Source organism: Aquimarina mytili (assembly GCF_016735115.1).
Lineage (GTDB): Bacteria > Bacteroidota > Bacteroidia > Flavobacteriales > Flavobacteriaceae > Aquimarina > Aquimarina mytili.
The window spans coordinates 1,008,134-1,034,842 of sequence record NZ_JAERQJ010000001.1 but is presented as its reverse complement, the minus strand read 5'-3'; the positions used below and the strand labels follow the sequence as shown (position 1 = coordinate 1,034,842).

The 26,709-nt window shown below is 33.7% G+C and carries 14 protein-coding genes; 8 read left to right on the top strand and 6 right to left on the bottom strand.

Annotated elements, in window-relative coordinates; translation table 11 throughout:
* The first annotated feature begins 1 nt into the window (after nt 1).
* The 3 genes from JJQ60_RS04390 to JJQ60_RS04380 are packed head-to-tail and all read left to right on the top strand — an operon-like array spanning nt 2 to nt 2,618.
* Nucleotides 2-826, top strand: coding sequence for an SMI1/KNR4 family protein (locus JJQ60_RS04390; RefSeq protein WP_201917002.1), 825 nt, complete (start codon nt 2-4; stop codon nt 824-826).
* A gap of 14 nt (nt 827-840) precedes the next feature.
* Complete coding sequence (locus JJQ60_RS04385) at nt 841-1,959, top strand: hypothetical protein (RefSeq protein WP_201916995.1); 1,119 nt, start codon at nt 841-843, stop codon at nt 1,957-1,959.
* 11 nt (nt 1,960-1,970) lie between these two features.
* Nucleotides 1,971-2,618 (top strand): hypothetical protein, encoded by a 648-nt coding sequence (locus JJQ60_RS04380; RefSeq protein WP_201916993.1) that lies wholly within the window; start codon nt 1,971-1,973, stop codon nt 2,616-2,618.
* Nucleotides 2,619-2,723: 105 nt separating this feature from the next.
* On the opposite strand, the gene JJQ60_RS04375 is transcribed toward JJQ60_RS04380, so the two are convergent.
* Nucleotides 2,724-3,341, bottom strand: coding sequence for a hypothetical protein (locus tag JJQ60_RS04375; protein WP_201916991.1), 618 nt, complete (start codon nt 3,339-3,341; stop codon nt 2,724-2,726).
* 304 nt (nt 3,342-3,645) lie between these two features.
* Nucleotides 3,646-7,716 carry a hybrid sensor histidine kinase/response regulator transcription factor gene (locus JJQ60_RS04370; RefSeq protein WP_201916989.1) on the bottom strand — a complete coding sequence of 1,357 codons (4,071 nt, stop codon included), beginning with the start codon at nt 7,714-7,716 and terminating at the stop codon, nt 3,646-3,648.
* Nucleotides 7,717-8,402: 686 nt separating this feature from the next.
* On the opposite strand from JJQ60_RS04370, the gene JJQ60_RS04365 reads away from it, so the two are divergent.
* The 5 genes from JJQ60_RS04365 (at nt 8,403) to JJQ60_RS04345 (ending at nt 22,900) form a co-directional block, all read left to right on the top strand.
* A complete protein-coding gene (locus JJQ60_RS04365) occupies nt 8,403-11,741 on the top strand; it encodes a cellulase family glycosylhydrolase (RefSeq protein WP_201916987.1) in 3,339 nt (1,112 codons plus the stop codon).
* A 73-nt stretch (nt 11,742-11,814) separates the two neighbouring features.
* Nucleotides 11,815-13,650: a T9SS type A sorting domain-containing protein gene (locus JJQ60_RS04360; RefSeq protein ID WP_201916985.1), complete on the top strand. Its 1,836-nt coding sequence runs from the start codon at nt 11,815-11,817 to the stop codon at nt 13,648-13,650.
* Between the two features lie 133 nt (nt 13,651-13,783).
* Nucleotides 13,784-18,652: an Ig-like domain-containing protein gene (locus JJQ60_RS04355; RefSeq protein WP_201916983.1), complete on the top strand. Its 4,869-nt coding sequence runs from the start codon at nt 13,784-13,786 to the stop codon at nt 18,650-18,652.
* Between the two features lie 155 nt (nt 18,653-18,807).
* A complete protein-coding gene (locus JJQ60_RS04350; RefSeq protein ID WP_201916981.1) occupies nt 18,808-21,636 on the top strand; it encodes an Ig-like domain-containing protein in 2,829 nt (942 codons plus the stop codon).
* A gap of 220 nt (nt 21,637-21,856) precedes the next feature.
* Nucleotides 21,857-22,900, top strand: coding sequence for an MBL fold metallo-hydrolase (locus JJQ60_RS04345; RefSeq protein ID WP_201916979.1), 1,044 nt, complete (start codon nt 21,857-21,859; stop codon nt 22,898-22,900).
* Nucleotides 22,901-22,930: 30 nt separating this feature from the next.
* Here JJQ60_RS04345 and JJQ60_RS04340 read toward each other — a convergent pair whose 3' ends face one another.
* From JJQ60_RS04340 to JJQ60_RS04325, 4 genes are all read right to left on the bottom strand, one after another.
* The gene (locus tag JJQ60_RS04340; protein WP_201916978.1) at nt 22,931-23,389 is read right to left on the bottom strand and encodes a COG2426 family protein; all 459 of its coding nucleotides are present in this window, start codon (nt 23,387-23,389) and stop codon (nt 22,931-22,933) included.
* A 123-nt stretch (nt 23,390-23,512) separates the two neighbouring features.
* Nucleotides 23,513-24,739 (bottom strand): efflux RND transporter periplasmic adaptor subunit, encoded by a 1,227-nt coding sequence (locus JJQ60_RS04335; protein WP_201916976.1) that lies wholly within the window; start codon nt 24,737-24,739, stop codon nt 23,513-23,515.
* 2 nt (nt 24,740-24,741) lie between these two features.
* Nucleotides 24,742-25,479 carry a heavy-metal-associated domain-containing protein gene (locus tag JJQ60_RS04330; RefSeq protein WP_201916974.1) on the bottom strand — a complete coding sequence of 246 codons (738 nt, stop codon included), beginning with the start codon at nt 25,477-25,479 and terminating at the stop codon, nt 24,742-24,744.
* Nucleotides 25,480-25,492: 13 nt separating this feature from the next.
* Entirely contained in the window at nt 25,493-26,704 is a 1,212-nt protein-coding gene (locus JJQ60_RS04325) for a TolC family protein (RefSeq protein ID WP_201916972.1), read from the bottom strand.
* Nucleotides 26,705-26,709: the final 5 nt, after the last annotated feature.

Here is a 26,709-nt window from a genome sequence, read left to right as displayed (position 1 = left end):
AATGAAAAACTATTATGAACTAAAAACGGATACAGAACACAAGTTTTGGGAGTATGAATTAAAGGGTAAAAACTTTAAAATGAAATGGGGGCTTGTAGAAGATTATTATGACCGGTCTGAAACACAATCCAAAATCACCAAATATGACAGTCCCGAACATGGTGAGGAAAGAGTGTCTTTAATGATACAACGTTACGAGAAAAAAGGTTATGTAACTGCAACAAAACCAAAGAAAAATAAACCAAAAAAATTAAGTACAAGCTCTGGTACAACAGAGTTTGATGCCATAGCATTAAAAAACACTCTTCAAACTTTAGATAAATTCCTGCAGAAAAAACGCCCTGAGTATTATGAACAGTTTAATCCTCCTCTAGAAATCGAGACAATTCAAGTTTTAGAAGAAAAATATGGTGTAACAATACCAGAGGATTTAAAACTAGTATATCTATGGAAAAATGGTCAAAGCCGTACTTGTTCTAAAACATTTGTGAATAATAGTATGTTTATCCCGTTAGAAGAAATGCTCGCTACTCAACAAGAATTCACATCTATGATAGTTAAAGATTTTGAAGCTAAAAATTGGTGGAATAAACATTGGTTTCCCATATTTCATAATGGAGGTGGAGATCACATTTGTTATGATACAGAAGGTACGTTTACCGGTCAAAAAGGTCAATTATTAGAGTTTTGGCATGACGAAAGTGACCGAAATATTATCTGTTCTAATTTAGTTTCGTTATTTAAAAATTTGAATAAATTCTACGATACTACTGATATCCATAAAATCGATGAATTTATTGACATCTCTAACTATCTTGATTATTAATAAATACATTCATCATGCTTCAAACATCAAACTTCTCATCTTTTGGTATCCCTGGAGGATTTAGACATATGGCTGTGCTCATCGCTATGACGGCCCATAATTTTATTGATCCCTATGTACGCCAATTTCTTGTACAACAAAATTGGGATAATGAGTACAGTAGAATTATTACAAATGGTTTAGTTGCATTAATTATTTATCTCTGTATTGAGTTTGTTGCTGACGTACTGGCAGACAATAACTCTCTATCTAATCAAGATTCTAAAAACTACAAAAATCGATTGCAAGAATTTAAAGAGTTTGCCGTTTTCTTTATCGTTTTAGAAAGTATCTTAATTGGTATATTATGTTTTATAACGTATAAAGATATAAAACAACCCCTGCTACAATCTTGGGGTATAGCAGGTTCTATCGGTGTTTCTTATATGTTATTACAATGGTATCGCTCTACCAAAGAAAAAAATGCCCCTAAGAGATCAATACAACCTAAAAAGAGTAAAGAACAAAAAAATGGTTTGCAGTATATCTCTTTCAAAGAAGCTGATGCGTTATATGATATTGCACAACTTATCAAAAACAATACTATAGACGATATAGATCGAGAATATGACAATGATGACATGCTCATTTTGTACAAAGGAGATACAACACTGCACAAATTACATTGGGATGAAAAAGGTCCTGATAACTACATTGGTATTATAGTTGATGGCAATTTACAAGTTACAAAAGGCATAAAAAACACAGAACATATGGAGCAATTTTTATATGTTACTAATAATCTAACAGTATCATATATTGTAAACTTTGATACACTTATTCATATAGATGGTGATCTGTTTATCTCTGATTATTTGTATGGTGATAGTTTTTTTGGATATATACAATGCCTGGGACAACTTTATGCGCCTAAGATTATTAGTAATGGTCAACAAATAGAAGCCCAAAAATTGTATAGTGACCAACGAATCGATGTATCTGATTTTTCACCTACACACCCCTTATATACTTATGGATTGAAAGATGTAGTTGAAGAAATCTTAGAAAACATTAATTACAAAAAAAATAGCGCTGAACTTGATGAAGAAAAACTACTAGAATATCTCAAAAAAGGAAAGCAAATTCTTCGATAAAAATTTAATCTATGACAATTTCGGTACGACTATTACCATTTTTATTTTTTCTGTCTCACATTTATGTTGGTTCGGCTCAAACTGAAGAAGATACACTTAAGGATATACGAAAAAAATATACGCTTGTTCAACAATGGTTAGAAAAAGATTCAAGACTTCCAAATATTGAGATTTATGAACAATGCCCGGATGATGAAGGTCATGAAGATGTATCGATGAGTAAGATTCAATACTATTATCATCAAAAAAAACTACGTTACGTAGTACACCATTTTGAACCCTACGTTAACGCCGATATACAAACTGAGTATTATTTTTGGGATGATAAATTATTTTTTTGTTTTCAATCAGGTGAAGACCGTTATCTACACACACTTGGGGATACGAAAAAAAACATACAAGTTTATGAAAAAAGAGTATACCTTTCTAAAGGCACCCCATTTTTATGTTTAACTAAAGAGTATAAAGAATTAGAAACAGAGGAAGGCAATTGGCCTAGTAAAAATCCGTTTGACCAACTGGATAGACTACCCAACAAAAAAATAGCATGCAACAGATTATCTGAAAGTATTAATGATGCAGATTACTACTTGGATCTCTTAAAACTAAGCAATACCGAATTAGAAGAAAACTGTATGACGCGTCAATATTTAGATTAAATCACACAATTCAAAAAACAATATTATACTACTAAAAGTAGAGATCAAAAAAAGTAACAAAATTAATACGCTACTTTCTTTGACCTCTATCCCTATTAAGTATTCTTATTTATGAAGTTCTTGATAAATGTTGATGGGTAGAAAATTATGACGTTGTGCATTATCTTCACCATTCGATGCTGCATATAACTCTCTGAAAAAGTTTACTGCGCCTACAGAATAGTTTATCTTTTCTATCCATTGATTAAAATATTCTTCCTTTTCATCAGTATTAGCATAATCAAATACTTTAGATTTTAGTTTCTCTAATCCCTGATCAGTAAAAACAGGACGTGTTGGAAACATTTTAAATGCATTTTCGCTTATATCTAATCTAGATTTGATCCATTTTGATTCAGAATCATATTGCTCGATAAGTTTATCTTCTAAAGAGTGATACATTTCTTCTTCAAAAACAATACGTAACGTACTTCTTTTACCGATCATATCGGCAATTTTAAAAGTAATGGTACCTCCACTTGGCAAATGATATTGCCCATCATTATTGCTTTCTTCTAACACCACCGTAAAAGGGATTCCATTGATACTATTAACAGCAAACTCTTGATCACTAATAGATTGAATAGAAATCTGTTCGTTTTGAGCATTAATTTGTGCGAAAAAGCAAAAAATTAATAGCAGAAGAAATGGTTTTTTATTAGTAATAGTATTTACTCTTTCCATAATTGTAGGTTATTTTGGGATTAAAATTAAAACTTCATAAGTTATTTTCAAAGCACTAATGGCACTCATTTACCATTGTTTTAAAAATTAATCAAATAGAACCAATATTCTATACACTAATCTTTCTAAAACCCATGATAAGAAAAACATAACATATGAGTACTTTAAATAAAACAAAAACCCTGCCAGAAGTAATTACATATACGTAGTAATTATATCCTTTATTAGTAAAAGTATATTGTATTGTATAATGAAGGCAATTATTATATACTATTATTTGTTCAAACAATAATAAGTTACGACACTAAGAATAGAATTTTTCGGAGTATTCTGATGGAGTTTTTTTATAATATTTTTTGAAAGCTTTTGAAAAGTACTTTGGATCTTTAAAACCAACTCTATAAGCAACTTCTGAGATGCTCAACTCTCCTAATTCTAAGAGTTCTGTTGCCTTTTTCATTCGAATAGAATTAATAAATTCTTTAGGTGTAAGATTAGTCCAGGTTTTTATTTTCACAAATAACATGGTCCTACTCAACCCCAATTCTGAACTAAAATACGGGATATCAAAAGATCGGTTATCAATATTATCTTCAACAATCTTTATAGCTTTTCTTTGCAGGTTTTCGTCAATCGAATTTATAATGTCAGACTCATGATTGACATTGTTTTCAGTAAACTTATTCTTAACTCTTTCAGTTGCACCAAGCAAATTTTTAATCACTAAAAACAACTCTTTTATATCAAAAGGTTTGTCAATATAGGCATCTGCTCCTGATTCTAAACCTTCGAATTTATATGTAATTGATGAGCGAGACGTTAGTAACACCACTGGAATATGATTTGTGCGTTGATCATTCTTAATTTTTGAGCATAATTCTGTACCTTCCATTTTGGGCATAATAACGTCACTTACAATTAAATCAGGAAATACTCTTAATGCTTTTTTAAAACCTTCTTCTCCATTTTCTGCTTGTTCTATTATATAATATTCTTTTAGAACATCTACAATAAATCTTCTAAACTCATCATTATCCTCTACAATTAAAATTTTTGGCTTATTCGTATCAATGTCTTGACCAAGATGCTCTAGCCCTATTGTTTTTAAAGTTTCGATTAGATACTCCTGTTTATTAGACTCATACGGTTCTGTATTTGAACAGCTTTCATTTTGAAGTTCAGAATCATCTAAATGTGCACATCCAGATTTTAGAAAAATCTTAAATGTTGTACCAATTCCAACTTTACTTTCTACATCAATCTCTCCTTTGTGCAATTCTATTGCTTTTTTTGCGATATGCAACCCAATACCGCTACCCTGATTAAACTGTTTTTGGTACTCTATATCACTAGCAACTTCGTAATACCTATCAAAAATTTTATTCAAAAATTCTATATTAATACCTCGACCATTATCCGAAATTTCAATAACAGCATTATGGCTATTTTGATACAATTTAATCTTGACCTCCCCTCCTTTTGGCGTGTATTTAAATGCGTTAGAAAGTATGTTATAAAACACTTTTTCTAACTTGTTATGATCATAAAACATTGGTAACTCCGATAAATCATGCTCAAAAGAATAGTGGTAATTTCCAATTGAAGCATACTCCAGAAATGATCTATAAATCCCTTCAATAAATGAAACTAAATCTCCTTGTTTCGCTTGAAGTTTAGAATGTTTATTTTCGTATGCTCTAAAATCAAGTACTTGATTCGTAAGTTTTAAAAGCTGATCCGCATTACGCTCTATGGTCAACAATTTCTTGTACATTTCCTTATCTCCTTTGTAATTTTCGATAAGTTGCTGAATTGGAGCTAAGATCAAAGTTAAGGGTGTTCTAAAATCATGCGATATATTAGTAAAGAATTCCAATTTTGAGGTATTGATTTCTTCTTGTCTTATATTCTCTAAACGTTCAGATTTTAGTTTGTGCACAAGTTCGATCTTCGTTCTCATGTTTTTATAGATTTGGTATAGTACAAAAACTATAATCGCAAAGTAGATTATATATGCTAGTGGCGTTTTCCAGAGTGCCGCTTTTATCGTTATTCTTAGAGTTGTTGGTTCGTCATTCCATGTTTCCTGGTTATTTGCTTCTTTAACCTCAAAAATATAGTCTCCAGGTTTTTGAATCGTATAACTTGCTTCATGATTATTGGTAAATTTCCATTCATCATTTAACCCCAACAATCGATATGCATATCGATTATCAGAAGTACTGGCATAATTAGGTATTGAAAAGTTGAGCAAAAATGAAGCTTCATCATGTTCTAGGGTAATTTGATCTACAAATGAGATACTTTCATCAAGTTCTTTTCCATTAATCTTCAGCCCAGTAAGCACTACTTTTGCTGCATGGTTGTTTCTTCTAAGATCTTTAGGATTAAAAAAAGACACCCCTTTTATACCTCCAAAATATATGTTGTCATTACTTCCTTTTAGATAAGAATTATTGATAAACTCGTTTCCTAAAAAGCCTTCAGATTGATTATAAACTGTTGTCTTTTTTATATCAGCTTGATACTTTACCAATCCAAGATTACAGCTTATCCATAGATTATTATAGTCATCCTCTACTATACTATATGCAGTAGTCACAGTAGTGTTTAATAATTTTAAATCAATCGGTTTAAAATTTCCATTATTAAACTTGAGCACTCCTCGTTCTTTGGTCCCTACTAATATTTGCCCTTGAGAATCTTCATAAATACATAAGATGTTATAGCCATAAAACTTCTTGTTTTCAAACAAAAACCTTTCTAAACTCTGATCACCTGATTTTAGCGATTTGAAAGAAAGTTTGTTCACACCTTTGTCTGTTCCTATCCATAGATTATTATGCAAATCAAAGGCCATGCATCGTATTCTATTATTTGTTAATGAGTTATCATTTGATATATCGTGCTTTATCGAATTTATTTCTTTTGTTTCTAAATCATACAATACTAATCCACCTCCAAATGTTCCAAAAACAAGATAGTTATCATTTTTTTTAATATTATAAACTCCATAGTTTTTTAATAGAACATTTAATTCTTCAAAGCCCGATTTCTCAAAACGTTTAGTACTTATATTAAAACATTTGATTCCACTTTTTAATGTTCCTATCCATAATTTTTGATCCTCTAAGAGTAACGATTTAATATTTGTATTTGCTAATTCTTTATGAAGTACTTCTGTAGTTTCATAGCACGTTTTACCGTCGTTATGGATAACTGTTACACCATTTCCTTCGGTTCCTATATACAGAGTTCCCTTAGCACTCTCTTCTATAGAACTCACTACTCCTAATTGGTATGCTTGGTCCCCCTTGGTTCTATAAAGCGTATGAAAATTATTGTTGTGTACATCCCATAAATTGACGCCTCCATAATATGCTCCTATCCAAACAGCTCCATTTTGGTCTATAAAAATTTCTTTTATACTATTTTTACTAAGACTTTTTGGGTTTCCCGGTTGATTAATAATTTTAATTAATTCATTATCTTCTTTTTTTATAAAAAGGCCTGCATATGTACCAATCCATAAATTATTATTATCATCATAGACTAATCTTCTGATATCCAAATTCAATAATGCATCATAGCCAAAAGCTTTATTATTTATAAAGAGCCTGCTTTCCTTATTAAAAACAAATAATCCATTTGCTTTTGTACCTATTAATAAATTACCTTTCTCATCTTCGTTAATGGTTTGAATAAACATTTTGGAATGGTTAGTACTCCTCAAGTCAAACCTCTCAAACTTCAAATTATGAATATCATAGTTGGTTACTTTATGAAGTCCTAAAGAAGTACCTATCCAAACATTTTGATCTTCATCCTGAAAAATTTCTATAACCACATCACTAAATAGACTTGTTGGATCTTGTATATTTTTACCATAACGAATTAAATCTTCTTTTTTTCTATCATAAATGAATAATCCAACTGATGTGGCAAACCAAAGTGTACCATCTTTCATTTCTCTGATGGCTCTGATAGAACAATGAGAAATAGTATTTTTTTCTGATGAATATAAAAAACGGGTAAAAGCTCCTGTTCTGGGATTAAGCTTATTAAGTCCGTTATGTGTTCCTATCCAAATAAATCCTTCCTTATCTTCTTTTAGAGATAAAATATCATTATTACTTAAAGAGGTTGAATCATTTGGGGTATTCCTAAAAATAGTAATCTCTTCACCATCATACTTATTTAGTCCATCTCGAGTACCAATCCACATTTGACCAAATTGATCTTGCTCTATAGCCACCACGGTACTTTGTGATAATCCTTCAGAAACAGAAAAATGAATAAAATTATTGAAGTGAGATTCTTGAGAAAAGGCAAAAAAATGTATCAAACATACAAATAGTGTAATTGCTCTTTTCATATTATGGGGTCTGGATATAGCTAATTAGTTATAAATATAACGCTAATTTGACAGATTATTATAACATTCTAACCTAGAATAATGCTTTTTTTTGTTTAAAATTCTAACCAATACAATAAACAATTTTGTTAAAAAATAACACTTAAACACATTGAAAACCAACTACTTGAACAAAAACACACCATAAATCGGACTTTTATAATCTCTTTAATCATTAACATTGTTTCGAAAATTAAGTGCAACTACCCCTTGCATAAATTTTTAGATTTATATAAGAATTAAGAATACAGAACAGTTGGGAGAAATAAGTAATAACGTTAAAAACACAAATCTTATGAAAACTATGATAACCCTAAAGTCTGTAAAAATTTATTTATAGCACAAATTCATTTGCTGCACGCCTAGAAGATCCCGTTTCCTCTTTCATGATCTATAAGGTGATTGCTTTATTTTTTTAAGTAATTAGGAATAGCATGTCTGGTTTTGACATTGCTTACTTCTGGTAACTAATATTTAGAATCAAACGATAGTTTCCTATTTGTTAAAAACTATTAGTTGATACGATAATTATAATTTATAACAAATCACAAACTCACAACATCATGAAAATGAAAGTAAAATACTTTTATAGCTTAAAACCTTTTGTCAAACAACTACTGTTTATTTTTCTATTATCTTCTTTTACAATGTCCGCCCAATCCGTAGTACAAAAACACGGAAGATTAAGAGTTGATGGTAATAAAATTGTTAATAACGACGGTATTCCAACAAGCCTAGCAGGAAACAGTTTATTCTGGAGTAATGCAGGCGATACTTCAGATTTTTATAATGCAGAAACCGCTACCCATTTAGCAAACGACTGGAATAGTGCCATCATCAGAGTGGCTATGGGTGTAAAAGAAAACTGGGATGGTGGCAATGGATATATTGACAGTCCTGAAGCTCAAAAAATAAAAATCAGAAAGGTAATCGATGCAGCAATAGACAAAGGTATTTATGTCATCATTGATTGGCATACCCATGAAGCCGAAAAGTATCAAGATGAAGCTGTTTCTTTTTTTACAGAAATGGCAACTTTATATGGAGATAAAGACAATATTATTTATGAAATTTATAACGAGCCCATTCGACAATCATGGCCCGAAATTAAATCATATGCTAATGCAGTGATTTCAGGAATTAGATCAAAAGATCCTGATAATCTAATTATTGTTGGCTCTCCTACCTGGTCTCAAGATGTAGATATCGCTTCTAACGATCCTATAAGTGACTCTAACACAGCATATACTTTACATTTCTATGCTGGTACACATCGTCAAGGATTAAGGGATAAAGCAAAAAGAGCAATGAATAATGGTATCGCTCTATTTGCTACCGAATGGGGAGCCGTAGATGCTAGTGGAGATGGAGATATTGATACAGCCGAAACAGAAAAATGGATGCAATTTTTCAAAGATGAAGATATTAGTCACGTAAATTGGTCGGTTAGCGATAAACCTAGTAACAACGATCCAAATAGAACTGAAGGGTCTTCTATTGTTCAACTTCGCAAAGGTGTGGATGGATTAAAGAATAATGAATTAACTGATTACGGAATTTTCATTAAAGACATCATTAAAAATTGGTCTGATGGAGATACAAACCCTCCTAACCCAGGTGGAATTGTTAATTGTAATACCGTTGATTGTATCTTAAACGCAATGAGAAATGCAAAGCCAGGGGATGAAATTGTTATTGCTTCAGGAACGTACGTGGCACCAGAAAAGGTATCAATCGGTGGAAGAGCTGCTCGTTTTCTATCTCAAAAGGATGGTACTTCTTCTGAACCAATTATCATTCGAGGAAAAAATCCATCCAACCCACCCATCCTTAAAGGGCCCGATAACCGATATGATGGATATGTTATGAGAATTATGGGTGACTATTGGAAAATAGAAGATTTAATTTTAGAAGAAGGGTCAAAAGGGCTTGTATTTGATAATGCAAATCATGGAATCATTCAAAATGTTGTCATTCGCGAATTAGGCGAAGAAGGCATACACCTAAGAGATGGTTCTAGTAATAATCTGGTTAAAAACTGTAAAGTATACAATACCGGAATTAAAAAACCCGGAATCGGAGAAGGGCTATATGTAGGATCAGACAAAGGTCAACACGATGAATACGACAGGGATTGTAATAACAATACAATTGAGGGTTGTATTGTTGGACCTAATGTGACCGCTGAAGGTGTAGATGTAAAAGAAGGTACAAAGAACACAATTATTAGAAATTGTACCTTTTCAGCAAAAGGTATTTCTGGAGAAAATAGTGCCGATGCTTTTATTGATCTCAAAGGTGCTTACGCATTTGTTTACAATAACACCTTTAATCTTGACGGATCAACTATCATAAAGGCCGGTGTAGATTTTTTAGATAGAGGTACAGGATATAATACAGGCTATCGAAACGCTATTTTTAGTAACACTTTTAATCTTCAGGGACGAGGATCTGAAATTCAAACCGCAAGAAAGAAACAAGGAAATCCTCAAGAAATTCATGTTTGGAATAACACACGAAACCCGAATACACCAGACTTTCCTGTTAGTGATGGTACCTTAGGATTTGTAACACTCTCTTGCCCTGGCTGGAATATCATTCCTTGCCAGGGAGGAAATCAAGATCCAAATGTTTCTATAACATCTCCTGTAAATGGAGAAAGTTATATCGCCGGTACAAACATTGTAATCAAAGCAAACGCCTCTGATAATGACGGTAACGTAGTTAAAGTTGAATTTTTCAGAAATAATAATAAAATTGGTGAAGACACCTCCTCCCCTTACCAATATACAATGAATGATACTCCTGTAGGAAGTTACACATTAAAAGCAAGGGCCATAGATGATGATGGGGCAGATACCTATTCTTCAGAAATAAATATTACCGTAACAGAAGAACCAGTCGAGGGGTGTACTGGTAGCGGGCGTCCCATCACATCACGCATTCAGGCCGAAGACTATTGTAATATGAACGGAATTAGGACACAACAAACTTCTGATAGCGGTGGCGGACTTAATGTGGGATGGATTGATCTCGGAGATTATATGGAATATAGGATTAACGTACCAGAAACTTCAGAATATGAAATTGCATATAGAATAGCCAGTAAATTTAGCAGTGGTGAAGTTGATCTTAGAGTAAATAATTCATCATTAGGTAAAACGGCTATTCCGAATACTGGGGCATGGCAAAATTGGGAAACCATAACCACCAAAGTAAATCTTTCCAGTGGTAACCAAACATTACAATTATATGCCTCTGGTCCTAGATGGAATATCAATTGGTTTACACTTACAAAAGTTGACGGACCCGGTAATCCAAATCCTGATGGTTGTAGTTTTGGAACCCCATTACAAAATGCTTTACCTGCTTTTGACAAAGCCTCTTTTAATGAAGTACATGTTCTTGGAAACAATGGACCCGATTTTTCAAACTTCAGAAGATTTAGAATTAACTGGAATCCAAGTCAAAACGGGTTGTATCAATTCGCAATTAACACCAACAATGGCATTCCAAATTATTACGTGGATTTAAGAAGCTTTATGGCCTTTAGATTCAATAGTAGTAATCCTGATGTTTCGATCTCAAATTCAGGATTTACTAGACTAGATGGTGAGTATTGGGTTGCCAAAGATGGAGATAATTTTGTAATGGTGTCAAAGGATAAAGGATTTGCAATATACTTCAGTAATTCTAGTACAGCACCAAATTGTAACAATAGACTGTCTGTTGCAACATTAGATATGAAAACGTCTAGTGCAAAAATATACCCTAATCCTTCTGAGGGTAATGTACTCACAATCTCAAATATCCCACAATCAAATACAAAATTGGAAATTAGAGATATTCAAGGAAAAGTTGTATTAAGCAGATCAATTCTTGATACTAGTATTACCCTGGATATTTCTGAATTAGAGGCTGGTATTTATGTCATTATTGTTAGAGGACATAAATACAAAGAAGTATCAAGACTTTTAAAGAAATAACATAACTCAACTAACTTTTTTAAAACCGGGTAAAACGAATTTACCCGGTTAGTTATAACTAAATTCCCAAAATATGACTCTTTTCACAAACAGAAACCTGATTTCAATGGTTTCGCTATTCGTAACAACTACTTTTTTTGCCCAGGATCTTATATACCAAAACAATTTTGATCAATTAACATTGGGCGAATACAATGAAGAAAAATTTGAAGAAACCTTTGGTGTTTCCTTTTGTAAAGGCGCCGATGAAGGCAGGGTATTTATTTCTGAATTTCGAGATCATGGAAATGTATTAAAAGTTAAATATCCTAAAGGCAAAGTCAAGACCAATGATAGCGGAATGCATACCAAGGTGTATTGGAATAATTATGCGTCTGATTACGAATTGTATTTTAGTTATCGCGTGTATATCCCTGAAGATTTTGAGTTTCGTGCAGGAGGTAAACTACCCGGATTAGGATACCAGACCAGAGAAAGAAATATGTCCCTTCGATTAATGTGGAGGCATGATGGGCTTTTAGAATTTTATAACCACTTCGAAACACGTCCTACTTGGGAGGGTTGGACAGCTTCTGTCAATTGGAGTTTAATAGATCCTTATGACGAATCTGGGGGACCGCAACCAGATCAGGTAAAATTAAAAAAAGGAGCCTGGAATCATATAGAAGTCTATCACAAGCTTAATACTCCAGGAGAACGTAATGGAATCATGAGAGGTTGGCTTAATGGGCAATTGGCTATAGATATAACAAATAATGGTGATTATCGTCAACACGGTCAAGATGATATACGTCTAAATACGATTTACCTGTCCACGTTTTTTGGCGGAAGTAGCAATGCCTACAAGCCTACCAAAGATGTATACGCATATTTTGATGATTTTAAAATATCAAAAACCAGAATCGGAGATAATACAGGAGAGGATACTGATCAATCATTCAATGTTTCTTTTAAAAATCCGGCAGAAGATCTTGCTGTGCAAGAAGGATACGATCTTGAAATAGAAGTCAATGCAAAAGATGACGATGGATCTATAAAAGAAGTACGTTTATTCATCGATGACACATTTGTAAGAAGAGAACGTAGATTTCCTTATACATGGGGACATCAAGGGTCACCAAATCCTAATGAGTTAAATGGTCTTTCATCAGGAGTGTATACTATCAAAGCTGTGGCTACTAATAACAAAGGCAAGAAAAAAGAAACAACTTTTACACTCACAGTAAAAACCAACAATGCTTGTTCATTTGTGCTACCTGATACAAAAGGACTTGAACCTTTGGATAATGTAAATTATAACTATGTACATACAACAGGATCCAGGAGCCCTGAGTTTTTAAGAAATTTTGTAAGTCTTTCGGCCAAGTGGAATCCCAAATATGATGCATTATACAAATTAGCTTTTCAAACCAACAACGGTACACCAGGTTGGTATGTAGATTTTAGTAATTCGGTAACCTTTCAACTTAAAGATAAAAATCCAGAGATTACCTTTAATAATAGTGGTTTTAATGAACTAGATGGAAGTTACTGGGTGACCATGGCTAATAATGAATTGGTTCTGAAGTCAAAGACCAGCCAAAAGCTAATATGTTTTAGTAATTCGGCACTACCTCCTGCTTGTATGTCAGGAAAAAACCAGAAAGTCATCACAGTACATAACTCCCAAAAACTTTTTCTAAATCAAAATCCTGTAAAAGACATTCTTTCCATAAAAGAACTACCTAAATCCGCATATCTACTAAATATATACACCATAAATGGAAACAGGGTGTTTTCAGAATCTATTTCGTCAAAAAAGTCTGATTTTGAAGTAAATATCAATGCGCTTCCAAGTGGACTGTATTTCTTAGAGGTTCTTTCGAATCAAAATGATACAATTAAGGCTAAATTCATAAAAAGCAAGTAATTCCTTCAAGAAATAAACACTTACATAATCGATAGGACTGTCTACTTGTCAACTCGACAATAGAACATCCTTTAATACAAAACAAGATTTTAAATAACACAAGAAACACTTATAAAACTAACACAAACTCACTATGAAAACAAAAGATTTAGTTATCAATAGTTGGCAAATTATGATGGTTCTCATACTATTCATAATTTCTGGAGCCCAAGCACAAAACTGCAGTAACGGTAGTTTGGTGATTAATCAAAATTTTAGTCAGTACAACAACCAAAATAAAGAGTATACATTGAATATGCTCAGAGATGATTTTAAAAGAGTTTCGGCTAGAACTTCTGGAGAAATCCGAGGAATTGGCGGAAATTGGCCACAAGAAACACGAGTAATAAATGGGGCCTTAAGAGCACAGTATATCAAAAACTCAGCAAGCGGTAGAAATGGAGGTTTTATTTTTGATAGTTCTTTTGATGGTGCTGAAGAGGCGACACTCGAATACCGGGTAAAATTTGACAAAAACTTTACATGGGCTACAGGAGGTAAACTTCCTGGTCTTGGTGGTGCCTCAACAAATTCAGGTGGTATACCCGCGGGATGTACTACCAACGAATCTGTAAATAAAAATGCTTTTTCGTGTAGATTGATGTGGAGAAGGAATAGAGATCATACGCAACCCCCATACATAATAGTATATCCATATTTGCCTAATAGAGATACCCGATGTGGAGGCAATATCACTTTTATTAGAAATATTAAAAAAGATAAATGGTATACCATAAAACAATACATCAAGCTAAATACTCCGGGTCGTAAAAATGGAGTTTTAAAAATGTATGTCGATGGAGAACTTAAGCTTGAGAAAAATGACGTAGAATACCGATTACCCGGAAAAGGAAATGTAAAAATTAACTCTTTAATAATGCATACGTATAGAGGAGGGAATCGTACAGATCCTGTTTGGTGGTCACCAAATACAGATTATGCATTTTTTGATGATGTAAAGGTTTGGACCAACTGTACTGGAAACAGTGGCGGAGGTGGTAACCAATCTCCAACTGTATCGATTACCAGCCCTAATCAATCCAATTATAACACAGGTAGTAATGTCTCAGTAAACATTAATGCTAACGATCCAGATGGTAATATCACCAAACATGAGGTTTTTGTAAATGGCAACATTGTAGATACCGACGGAGCTAACTATACACCACATCCTATAGAAAATCTTCAAGAAGGAAATTATACAGTTAAAGTTGTAGTTACTGATAATGATGGAGCCAAAGGCGAAGCTACCAAAAGCTTTACAGTTGGTAACTCTGATGGAGGCGGTAATAATGGAGGCGGTAACAATGACAATTGCGACGTTTATGAAGAAAAAGATGGACTTGTTATAATCGAAGCGGAAAATCTCTCCGCTTCAGGAAATTGGAAGAAAAAAAGTAATATATCCGGATTTACCGGAGGAGGGTATCTCGAATGGACCGGACCTGATCATTTTAATGACCCAGGAAACGGACTAATAAATACTAAAATAAAAATCAATTCTCCAGGAAGATACAGATTTCAATGGAGATCAAAAGTTGGCGAAGGAGATAGTGCAACAGAAGCGAATGACACTTGGTTAAAATTTCCTGATGCCAGTGAATTTTATGCTCAAAAAGGTAATGAAAGGGTTTACCCTAAAGGATCTGGACAAACACCAAATCCCGAAGGTGCTGGAGGTGAAGGATATTTTAAGGTATACTCTACAGGAACTACTAATTGGACTTGGACCACAAAAACCAGCGATAATGACCCTCATGATATATATGTAGAGTTTGATACCCCAGGAACATATACTATGTTAATTTCCGGTCGTTCAAAACATCATGTATTAGATAGGGTAACATTAAATAAATCTAACATAAATGCTACGAATTTATCTCTTGAAGAAACCAAATGTGATACTGATGGTGGTAGCGGCAATAGTAGTGCTTCTATCACAGGAGAACTAAGAAAATGGCACAAGGTGACCTTGACCTTTAACGGTCCAAATACTTCAGAAACGGCTAACGACAACCCTTTTTTGAACTACCGACTTAATGTAACATTTACACATCAAAGTGGTTCTCCATCGTATATAGTTCCTGGATACTATGCCGCTGATGGAAATGCCGCACAAACCTCTGCTAAGAGTGGTAATAAATGGCGTGTTCATTTTGCGCCAGACAAAACAGGAACATGGAACTATAAAGTCTCATTTAGAAAAGGGAATAATGTTGCTGTAAATGATGGAGTTAATGCCGGAAATGTTGCAGGGTTTATGAATGGAGACACAGGATCTTTTACAATTAATGCTTCAAATAAAACCGGTAGAGATTTTAGAGCTAAAGGCCGTTTGCAATATGTGGGCGAACATTATCTCCGCTTTGCAGAAACAGGTGAGTATATGATCAAACAAGGACCGGACTCTCCAGAGAACTTATTTGCATATGATGATTTTGACAATACCCCTAATTCTGGCAATAGAAGAAAAAACTTTAATCCTCACAAAGGTGATTGGAACAGTGGAGATCCTACCTGGAAAAGTGGTAAAGGAAAAGGATTAATCGGTGCCGTTAATTATATAGCTAGCGAAGGACTTAACTCTATGTCTTTCTTGACCATGAATATTAACGGTGATGATGAAAACGTATATCCATATATCGCTTCGAATCAACGTACTCGAATGGATGTTTCAAAAATGGCACAATGGGCTATTGTCATCGAACACATGCAGAATAATGGAATTTTTTCTCATTTCAAACTCCAGGAAACCGAAAATGAAACATTACTGGATAATGGAAATACAGGTACACAACGTAAACTCTACTATCGTGAGTTGATTGCACGTTTTGGACACAACTTAGCACTGAATTGGAACCTAGGAGAAGAGAATGGTGGTGGACCACAATCAGTAGATCAATCGCCTACACAAGAAAGAGCTATGGCAGAATATTTTTATAAAAATGACCCTTACCGTCATCATGTAGTTATTCATAAACATCCAAATGACTTTCCTGAATATTTGCTAGGAAATCAGTCTAAGCTTACCGGTTTTTCTTTACAAACTAATCAAGCCAATTTTAGTAGTGTTTTTGGTAAGGTAAAAGAGGGTATTGATAAATCCAGAAATGAAGGAAAGAAATGGGCAATCGCTTGTGATGAACCTGGTGATGCTCGCCAGGCACTTCGCCCTGATAATAATCCAGGAAATTCGCACACTGACGGAAGAAAAAATGCCCTTTGGGGTACTTTACTCGCCGGTGGATGGGGTAATGAATGGTATTTTGGATACGAACAAGCACATTCAGATCTTTCGCTACAAGATTTTAGAAGTCGTGATAAATGGTGGGATTATGCTCGTTATGCTATTCGATTCTTTGATATAACAGATCTTCCTTTGACACAAATGCGAAATAATAATTCACTATCTTCTAATAATAATGATTATTGCTATGCAAAACAAGGTGAAGCATATGTAGTATATCTAAAAAATGGAGGTACTTCAAATCTTAACTTAAACGGACAGAACGGAAGATTTACTATCAAATGGTATGATCCGCGTAATGGAGGAAACCTAAGGAATGGCTCGGTAACAAGTATTAATGGCGGAGGTAATAGATCCATAGGAAATGCCCCTAACAATGGCGGTAAGGACTGGATAATACTAATTACAAAAGAAGATTCAAATCCAGATGAAAACACACCTCCTTCTGTTTCATTAACTAATCCTTCTCAAAATAATCAGGAATATACGCTTGGAGAAACTATTTCTTTAAGTGCTAATGCATCAGATTCTGAAGGAAGCATAGAAAAAGTAAACTTCAAAATCAATGGCTCATATTTTAAACAAGATAGAACCTCTCCTTATAGTGTATCCTGGACACCAACAGTAGCGGGAACGTATACAATTGGAGCCAGAGCTTTCGAAGAAGGACAACAAGGGCTTTCTACAGAAGTATCAAGAACAGTAATTATAAAAGATGTGACGGCTAGTCAACCTCCACAGGTTTCTTTTGTGAATCCATCAGGAAACTTAACGGTACAAGAAGGTTATGATATAGAGATTGAAGCCAATGCAACCGATGCAGACGGAACGATAAACGATATCAAATTGTATATCGATAATACGCTGGTACGACAAGAAAGTATAGTTCCATATACTTGGGGACATACTGGTTCTCCTAACCCAGAAGAAGTGAATGGACTTTCTTCGGGAACATATGTCTTCAAGGCTGTAGCAACAGATAATGAAGGTAATACGGGCGAGAAAACATTTACACTAACCGTACAAAGTAATGATGGAGGTGGTAATAGTGGTAATTGTTCTTTCGGAACACCGATCGCGAATGGTATACCGGCTATGGATAATATTTCGTATACAGATGTTCATGTTTTAGGACAAGGAGGTCCAAGTCTTAGTAATTTCAGAAAATTTTCAATCAATTGGGACCCTACGTACAACGGTCTGTACAAATTCGCAATTAATACTAATAATGGAGTTCCAAACTGGTATGTTGATTTTTCTGATACTATGAGCTTTCAATTAAATAATTCTCAACCCGAAGTAACGCTATCAAATACTGGGTTTAATGGATTAGATGGGAGTTATTGGGTGACTAAAGACGATGATAATTTTGTGCTAGTATCTAAGGATAGAGGGTTTACATTGTACTTTAGTAACTCTTCTCAAGCTCCTTTGTGTGCTAATAGACAAAGTAAGATTTCTTTTTCTCAAGAAAACACCCAGAAAATAGTACTACACCCTAACCCTGTAAAAAGTGATATACTATCTATTGGCGGGCTTGAAAGTCAGGAAGTAATCATACAGGTTTTTAGTTTGATTGGCCGTAGAGTTTTGTACAAAAGGTCTACAGGAGTTGACACTTTCCAACTACCCGTAAGAGGATTAGAGGCCGGGAGTTATATTTTAAATATACGAGGTAAAGATGTGAATACATCCTTGCATTTTATAAAAGAATAATCCTCAAGCTTAATCAAAAGATGAAAATCTAGCCTCTCACTTTTTATACGAGAGGCTGGATTTAACATCCTACATGTTTCTGTTTGTAACAATCGTATCTAAACTATAGAAACAATTACAAGCAACATTAGAATTTCAAAAAATAACCATTACTTATGAAAAATATTAAGCTAATACTAACAAATTGTTTGCTCTGCCTTTTAATTTTAGGTTCATCGGTTGCAGTAGCGCAAACGTCTACCCTTCTTGGATACGACTCTTCGGGAAAACTGACGTACAAAAAAGATAATAAAGGAAACCGGATTCCTGATTTTAGCTATGTGGGATATCACCATGGTGAGAAACAAATTCCTAATATAAGAGTTGTTAAAACAATTTCTCCAAAAGGAAGTGGAGATAATTGGAGTCATATTCAGAACGCTATTAAAGAAGTAGAGTCAAAAAAACTAGAAAATGGTTTTAGAGGGGCTTTACTTCTTAAAGCAGGGACATATAGAATCAGTAAAGAATTAAAAATAACCAAAAGTGGGGTGGTTATTCGTGGAGAAGGTGATAGAACCAAATTGATAGCGACTACAAGAAAAGAGAAAGCAGATTTTATTGTTTTTCAAGGATCTGGTAGTGCAAATTCAATATCAAGTACCCGAAAAAAAATCACATCGGGATATGTTCCTATTGGAGCACAAACGGTTACTGTTCAGTCTGGACATAGCTTTAAAAAAGGAGATCGCATTTTTCTGGAACGAAAACCCAATCAAAATTGGATCGAACTTCTTAAAATGCATACCTTAAGTAATAGCGGAAATGACACCAACTGGACACCACGAGATTACACCATTCGTTATAAACGCGAGGTAACTGCTGTAAATGGTAACAAAATTACATTTGATGCACCGGTTGTTGATCCTATCGATCCTAGACATGCTGAGGGTTTTCTTTATAAATATTCTTGGAATGGAAGAATTGAAAATGTGGGTATTGAAAAAATGCGTCTAGAGTCAGTTTTTTCTTCCAATGAGGATGAAAAACATGCATGGGATGCTATTACATTCAGAAATACCGAAAATGCATGGGCAAGAAACATCAATTCATACTATTTTGGTTATTCTTGTGTTAATGTGGATCGTTCAAGCAGTAAAATTTCTGTTTTAGATAGTAAAATGTTGGATCCAAAATCCAAAACTAGTGGTGGAAGAAAATATTCTTTTAATTGTGATGGTCAACAGGTGCTTTTTAAGAATTGTTTGGCGAGAGGCGGTCGCCATGATTTTGTAACAGGGGCAAGAGTTGCCGGACCCAACGTATTTGTTAATTGTACTTCTCAGAACCAAAAAAGCACCACAGGACCCCATCATCGATGGGCAACAGGAATTTTATTTGATCAAGTTAAAGGGACTAAAGCTTTTGCAGCCGAAAATCGTAGAAATTCGGGATCAGGGCATGGTTGGGCAGGTGCGCAGACTATGTTTTGGAACTGTACCACTACGACAAGATTCGTAATGCACGATCCACCTGGAGATCATAGAAATTGGGCTATTGGCTGTAAAGGTAGTATCACTAACAAGGGATCTTTTGCCACGGAACCTCTGGCATATGTAGAATCAAAAGGAATCCAATTAAATCCCAGAAGTTTATATGAAAAACAATTAAAAGATCGATTAGGAAATACAACTAACCCTCCTCAGAACCAAAAACCATCAATATCATTTGCATCCCCATCAGGTAATATGACTGTTCAAGAAGGATACTCTAGTTTTAAAGTGACTGTAAATGCTTCCGATAGCGATGGATCTGTTAGTAATGTAAAATTGTATGTAGACGGAAATTTTGTACGCCAGGAGGTTAACGCTCCTTATACTTGGGGTAATGGTAATAACACTAATGAATTATTAGGGTTGTCGATAGGAAATCATACCATAAAAGCTGAAGCTACTGATAATGATGGAGCAAAAGCCGAAGCAACATTTATACTAAAAGTTGAAGGCGAAGTTTCTACTATAAACCCAATAGTTTCTTTTATAAAGCCTTCAGGAAACTTAACGGTACAAGAAGGATACGATATTGAAATTGAAGCCAATGCAACCGATGAAGACGGAGCAATCAATAATGTAAAACTATATATTAATAATGCGCTAGTACGACAAGAAAATAAAGTTCCATACACATGGGGACACGCCACATCGCCAAATCCCGACGAGATAAACGGACTTACTGTGGGTACTCATACTTTTAAAGTGGTGGCAACAGATAATGATGGTAATACAGGCGAAGATACGTTTGTATTAACAGTACAAAATTCAGATGGAGGGGGTAACAATCAAAATTGTTCTTTTGGAACGCCGATTGCAAATGGTCTAACCACAATGGATAATGTGTCATATACCAATGTTCATATTTTAGGTCAGGGCGGTCCAAACCTTAGTAATTTTAGAGAGTTTTCAATCAATTGGGATCCTACATATAATGGACTATACAAATTTGCTTTTAATACCAATAACGGAACCCCAAGTTGGTATGTTGATTTCTCTGAAACGATGAGTTATCAACTAAAAAATGCTCAACCTGAAGTGACATTATCGAATACTGGCTTTAATGGGTTAGACGGCTCATACTGGATAACAAAAGATGGGGATAACTTCGTGATGGTTTCTAAAGGTCGCGGATTTACATTGTATTTCAGTAATACCAACCAAGTGCCATCATGTTCTAATCGATTAAGTAAAGTCTCTATTTCAATAAAGAATTCTCAAAATATTTTGCTGCATCCCAACCCAGTTAAAAGTGATGTTTTGTCAATTGGAGGGCTGAAAAACCAAAACGTATCAATACAAATATTCAATCTGATTGGACGTAGAGTTTTAAATAAAGAAATAAAAGGTCAAAACGTATATCTATTGCCAGTAAGAGGATTGGAAACAGGCAACTATATTTTAAAAATTAATGGAAATGGCATTGATAGATCAATACATTTTGTTAAGGAATAATTTAGCAAAGTATTATTTACATACCACTTGATTTTTAATATCCGAAACCTAATAGGTTTCGGATATTTTTTTAGAAAATAATATAATACAGAATATTCTATCAAAGATCAATGAAGAAATTTGTATCGTAATATCTCATTTTATGAAATCATTAATACTGATAAAACATGTATTAAAGTAATTCTGAATCCATATTAAATGAGATAACTATATTTACCTTATGAGTTTAAGAAAACAATTTGGAAGTAAGGTTACTGCTGAGCATGAAAATCGTTATGCAAAATCTACCCACTGGGATGGTAAAAAATTTGAAAACCTTGAAGAGACTAAAATGGATATCAGTTTTCAAACTATTCCGAAATTGTTATACAAACAATTTTGTGAACGAAAAGGTAGAGAGCCGGATAAACCATTAGATATACTTCCATTTGACAAAGAAAAATTCTTAGCTACATCAGAGAAAACCAAATTTATATGGTATGGCCATTCTGTAGTTTTAATACGTATGAATAACAAAACGATTCTTATAGATCCGATGCTTGGTCCTAATGCAGCACCAATATCGCCTATGCCAGTAAAACGTTTTTCAGAAAACACAATTGAGATAATTGATAACCTACCAAATATTGACCTATTACTACTTAGTCATGATCATTATGATCATTTGGATTACGAAAGTATCAAACGGTTAGAATCTAAGGTAAGTCAATATTATGTAGCATTAGGAACTGCAAGACATCTTGAAAAATGGGGTGTGGCACCTAGTAAAATTCAAGAATTTGATTGGTGGGATAACGTAGATTACAACGATATTAAAATAACGTTTACTCCTACCCGGCATTTTTCTGGCAGAGGGCTTACCGATAGGGCAAAATCTCTTTGGGGTGGTTGGGCATTAAAAACATCTTCGGAAAACATACTTTTTAGTGGAGATAGTGGTTATGGAAATCATTTTAAAACTATAGGAAAAACATTAGGCCCTTTTGATTTTGCCATTATGGAATGTGGTCAATACAATGAAAACTGGCATCAAATACATATGTATCCTGAAGAAAGTGTACAAGCCGCTATAGATATTCATGCGCATTTAATAACTGCCGTGCATTGGGCCGGATTTGCTTTGGCTCAACATCACTGGACAGATCCCATAGAACGATTTATCTCTGAAGCGAAAAAACAAAAGAAAAAATATATTCTCCCCAAACTAGGCGAAATTTTTACAACTGACCATAACCCTAAACAAGAACATTGGTGGTCAAAGTAATATCAGAAAAAGATATTTATATTCTGTAATTTATGCAATTCCTTGCATTGTGAGTAGTGTTGTTGCCCAAACAATAACCGATGATAAGAAAATACCAACTGTATTGGCAACAAAGGCCTTTCTCTTTTTTATTTTAAAAAGATATGTAGCTATACTCCCTGCATATACACCTGTACCTGGAAGTGGGATCATTACAAAAAATAACAGTCCCCAAAATCCATATTTTTGAATTTTGTCACCTGATCCAACTTTTGCTCTACGCGCAACAAAAATGGCAGCTTTTTTATACAGATTCCATCTTAATAAATAATCATTTACTTTTTCTAAGAAAAAGATCATTATCGGAAAAACTAGTACGTTAGCCAAAAAACACGCTACAAACACTAAATAAATATTTAGTCCACTGAGCATGCCATAGGGAATTCCTACTTTAGCCTCTCCAAAAGGAGAAATACTCCATAAAATAGCAATAATAATGTCTTGTATCACAATTCCAATTACTTAAGATCCGCAAAGATACTGTTCTAAAACGGTTTACGCTTAATTATTAATCATAAAAAACGCATAAAAAGCTCAAACAGTATACATAATAATCAATTTTTACAGCAGAGATTATCTATTCATCATAGATTTTTTACCTTGTAGTTGCGCTGCTGCATCAACGGTAAAGGTACCTTGAGTAACTATTTGTTCCCCTTTTTGAAGGCCACTATATATAGTATACATTTTTTCATTTTGATCGCCAATAACTACTTCGCGCATTTCAAAAATTGGTTCATTAGCATGAGTTTTCACATATACTAAAGAACGCTTACCTGTCCAGAGTACAGCACTTGCCGGGATAACTATACTTTCTTGATTCTTTTGACTATTTGGGTTGATGACAGTTCCTGAAACAAACATTCCGGGTTTTAACAATTTTTCTTTGTTATTTAACTCTACCCTAGCTTCAACCGTTCTTGTATTAACATCTAAAACAGGGTTTATAAATGAGATGCTAGACTCATATTTTTTATTTGGATAAGCCTTAATTACAACATTTATTTTCTGACCTTTTTTAATAGAAGCCACTTGGTTTTCGTATATATCAAATACTGCCCATACCGTATTTAAGTTTGTAACATTAAATAAGGGTTGCCCTTGTTTAACATAATCACCTTGTTCTACAATTTTTTTAGAAACGATACCAGATACTGAAGCATAAATTGGAAAATTCTCTTTAATTTTTCCTGAAACTTCTATTTGATTGATCTGTTTTTCTGAAAGTTTCCATAACTTCAATTTAGTACGCACAGCTTCATATAATTCGGGTTGCGATGCTTTTAAAGAAACTGCTGTTAATAGTTCTTGTTGAGCAGCTACTAATTCTGGTGAGTATATAGTTCCTAAAAGTTGACCTTGATTAACGGTTTCCCCTACAGCATTAATATAAAGTCTTTCTATACGACCAGAAAAATAGCCTGATTGTACAGCACTTGTTGTTTCGTTTTCTTTAATTTTTCCTGATATGGTAAGTACATCATTTTCAAATTCGTCTTGACCTACAATCATAGTTTGAATATTTGCCAAAGTAATTGCATTTTTTGTCATTTTGAATTGATCGGATACAATATGATCATCTTCAATTTCGGCTGGTATTAAATCCATTCCGCAGATAGGACAATCACCAGGTTCTGATTGCATAATCTGTGGATGCATGGAGCAGGTCCATTTTTGATCAGAATCTTCCTCTAAATGATTATGCGTCTCTATACTATTAGTTTTATTGGCAAAGATCAAGTATCCCACAAACAAACCTATTATTGCGGCGATACTTATATATAATATGTTTTTTTTCATCTCTAAAATATTTTTGTTAGCATGATTATAGCCATGATAATCATAATTGCATTTTCAATAAATGTGGCCTCTGTCATTGGTAGTTTCAGTGCTGTACCTAAACAAGCACATTGAATTGATTTTTTATCAAGTAAGGTTCTCGTCACTCCAATAGTGGTTATTCCTAAAACAATTAGTGTAACTACTAATGCGATAGGTATTTGAAATCTCATTAAAAACATTAAGCCTAAAATTGTTTCAATAAAGGGGTATATCCAACCATATATGGGGATTGCTTTTGCCAGCGGATCATACATTTTAAAAGAATCAGGAAACCCTTTTAGGTCTAGCATTTTAAAAAAACTAAATACAATGTAAAAGAGACCCATGAAATCCAGCATAATATCGTTACCATCCCAATTTTTATAATGTAATAGAACACTAGCAATCGATATATACCCTAGTATAATGAATAGTGGCTGAAGCTCTTTTAGTTTTGTTTTCTCTTTATTGGTAGATGTTTTACCATAATTAGATGTCCCTAAAATAATAGTATTGCCCTTTTCTGAAATAGAGTATTTATTTGGTAAAACAATTTGTAATTGTTCTGTTGATATATAAGTATTCATGTCTATTATGGCTTCTTCTGCTTCTAAATCAACCGATACACTGGTGATCCCTTGCACCGTACTTAGTGTTTTTTCAACACTATTACGACAACCATTACAAGTCATTCCGGTAATTTTATATATATGTCTCATTCTTTGTAGCATTTTAATTGCTTAAATAATTGATAATAGCCGTTTGTATGAAATAGTCTTTGATAGATTCTATCTTTTTAATTTCAAATTCAAGTATCATATCTTGAATTTCTAACAATTCATTAAAATCTAATCTTCCTGTTTGATATACAGACAGTGCAACATCCTCTGCCTGCTTCGACTGTTCAATATTTTTAATTTGAGTTGTATAATTAATTCTTGATGTAATCCTATTGTTAATAGCCTTCTCTAATATCTCCTCTAGTTTATTTTGTTCAGCATCTCTTTGCTGTGTATAGTTTTCTTGTTGTAGTTCGAATTGTCTATTTCTAGATTTAAATTTCTTAGAGAGCAGTGGTATCGAAAAAGAAACCATTGGCATTACAATATCTTTACCATTATCACTAAAATCCAGATTAGGTCGTTCTTCTACTACTACATAATCCAGCCCTAAACTTAATCCCGGTAATCTTTCTTTATCATTTATTTTTTGTTGTGCTTGGAGTATTTCGCTTAGTACATCATATTTCAATAATTCAGGATGGTAGGTTACATCATCTACAGATAATGTAGGTTCTTCATCTGGAATGAATAAATTATGAGGAATAACAAGGTCATCAAATCCATCACGATCCAGAATTTTATTAAAGCTAGTTTCAGTATTTAAAATATCGCCTTTAAGTATTTCGATGTGATTGTCTAATTGGTTTTGAGCAATGTTAATTTTCAACACATCAACAGCAGAAGCTTTATTATTCGAAACTTTGGAAATAGAAATCTCTTTATAATTCTCTAATAACTGCTTTTGTTTTTCGAGAATCTTTCTTTTCGATTTTAGTGCATATAACTCATAATACCGTTTTTTCACATCCAAAGATAGTTTAGCGCGAAGAATTTCCATATCATTCTTAAGCACCTGACTGCTTAATACTTCTTTATCTTTTTTTGCTTTTAAGGTACCAAACCACGGAAGTGATTGTGAGGCACTAAGCTTTATTTTTTGAGCTCCGGTTCTAGTTTCTGGTTCACTAACAAAATACCCTGCACCAATTTTGGTATTGGGCAAACTTCCGACTTCATTAACTTTCTCCAAATTTGCCTCATAGTTATATTGAATTGCTTTTAATTTAGGGTTATTTTGTGCAGCCTCATTAACATAGTCCCGAAGCGTTTGACCATAACTTTGTAGAAAACAAAATACAGAGCACAAAAGAAAAATATTCAATTTTT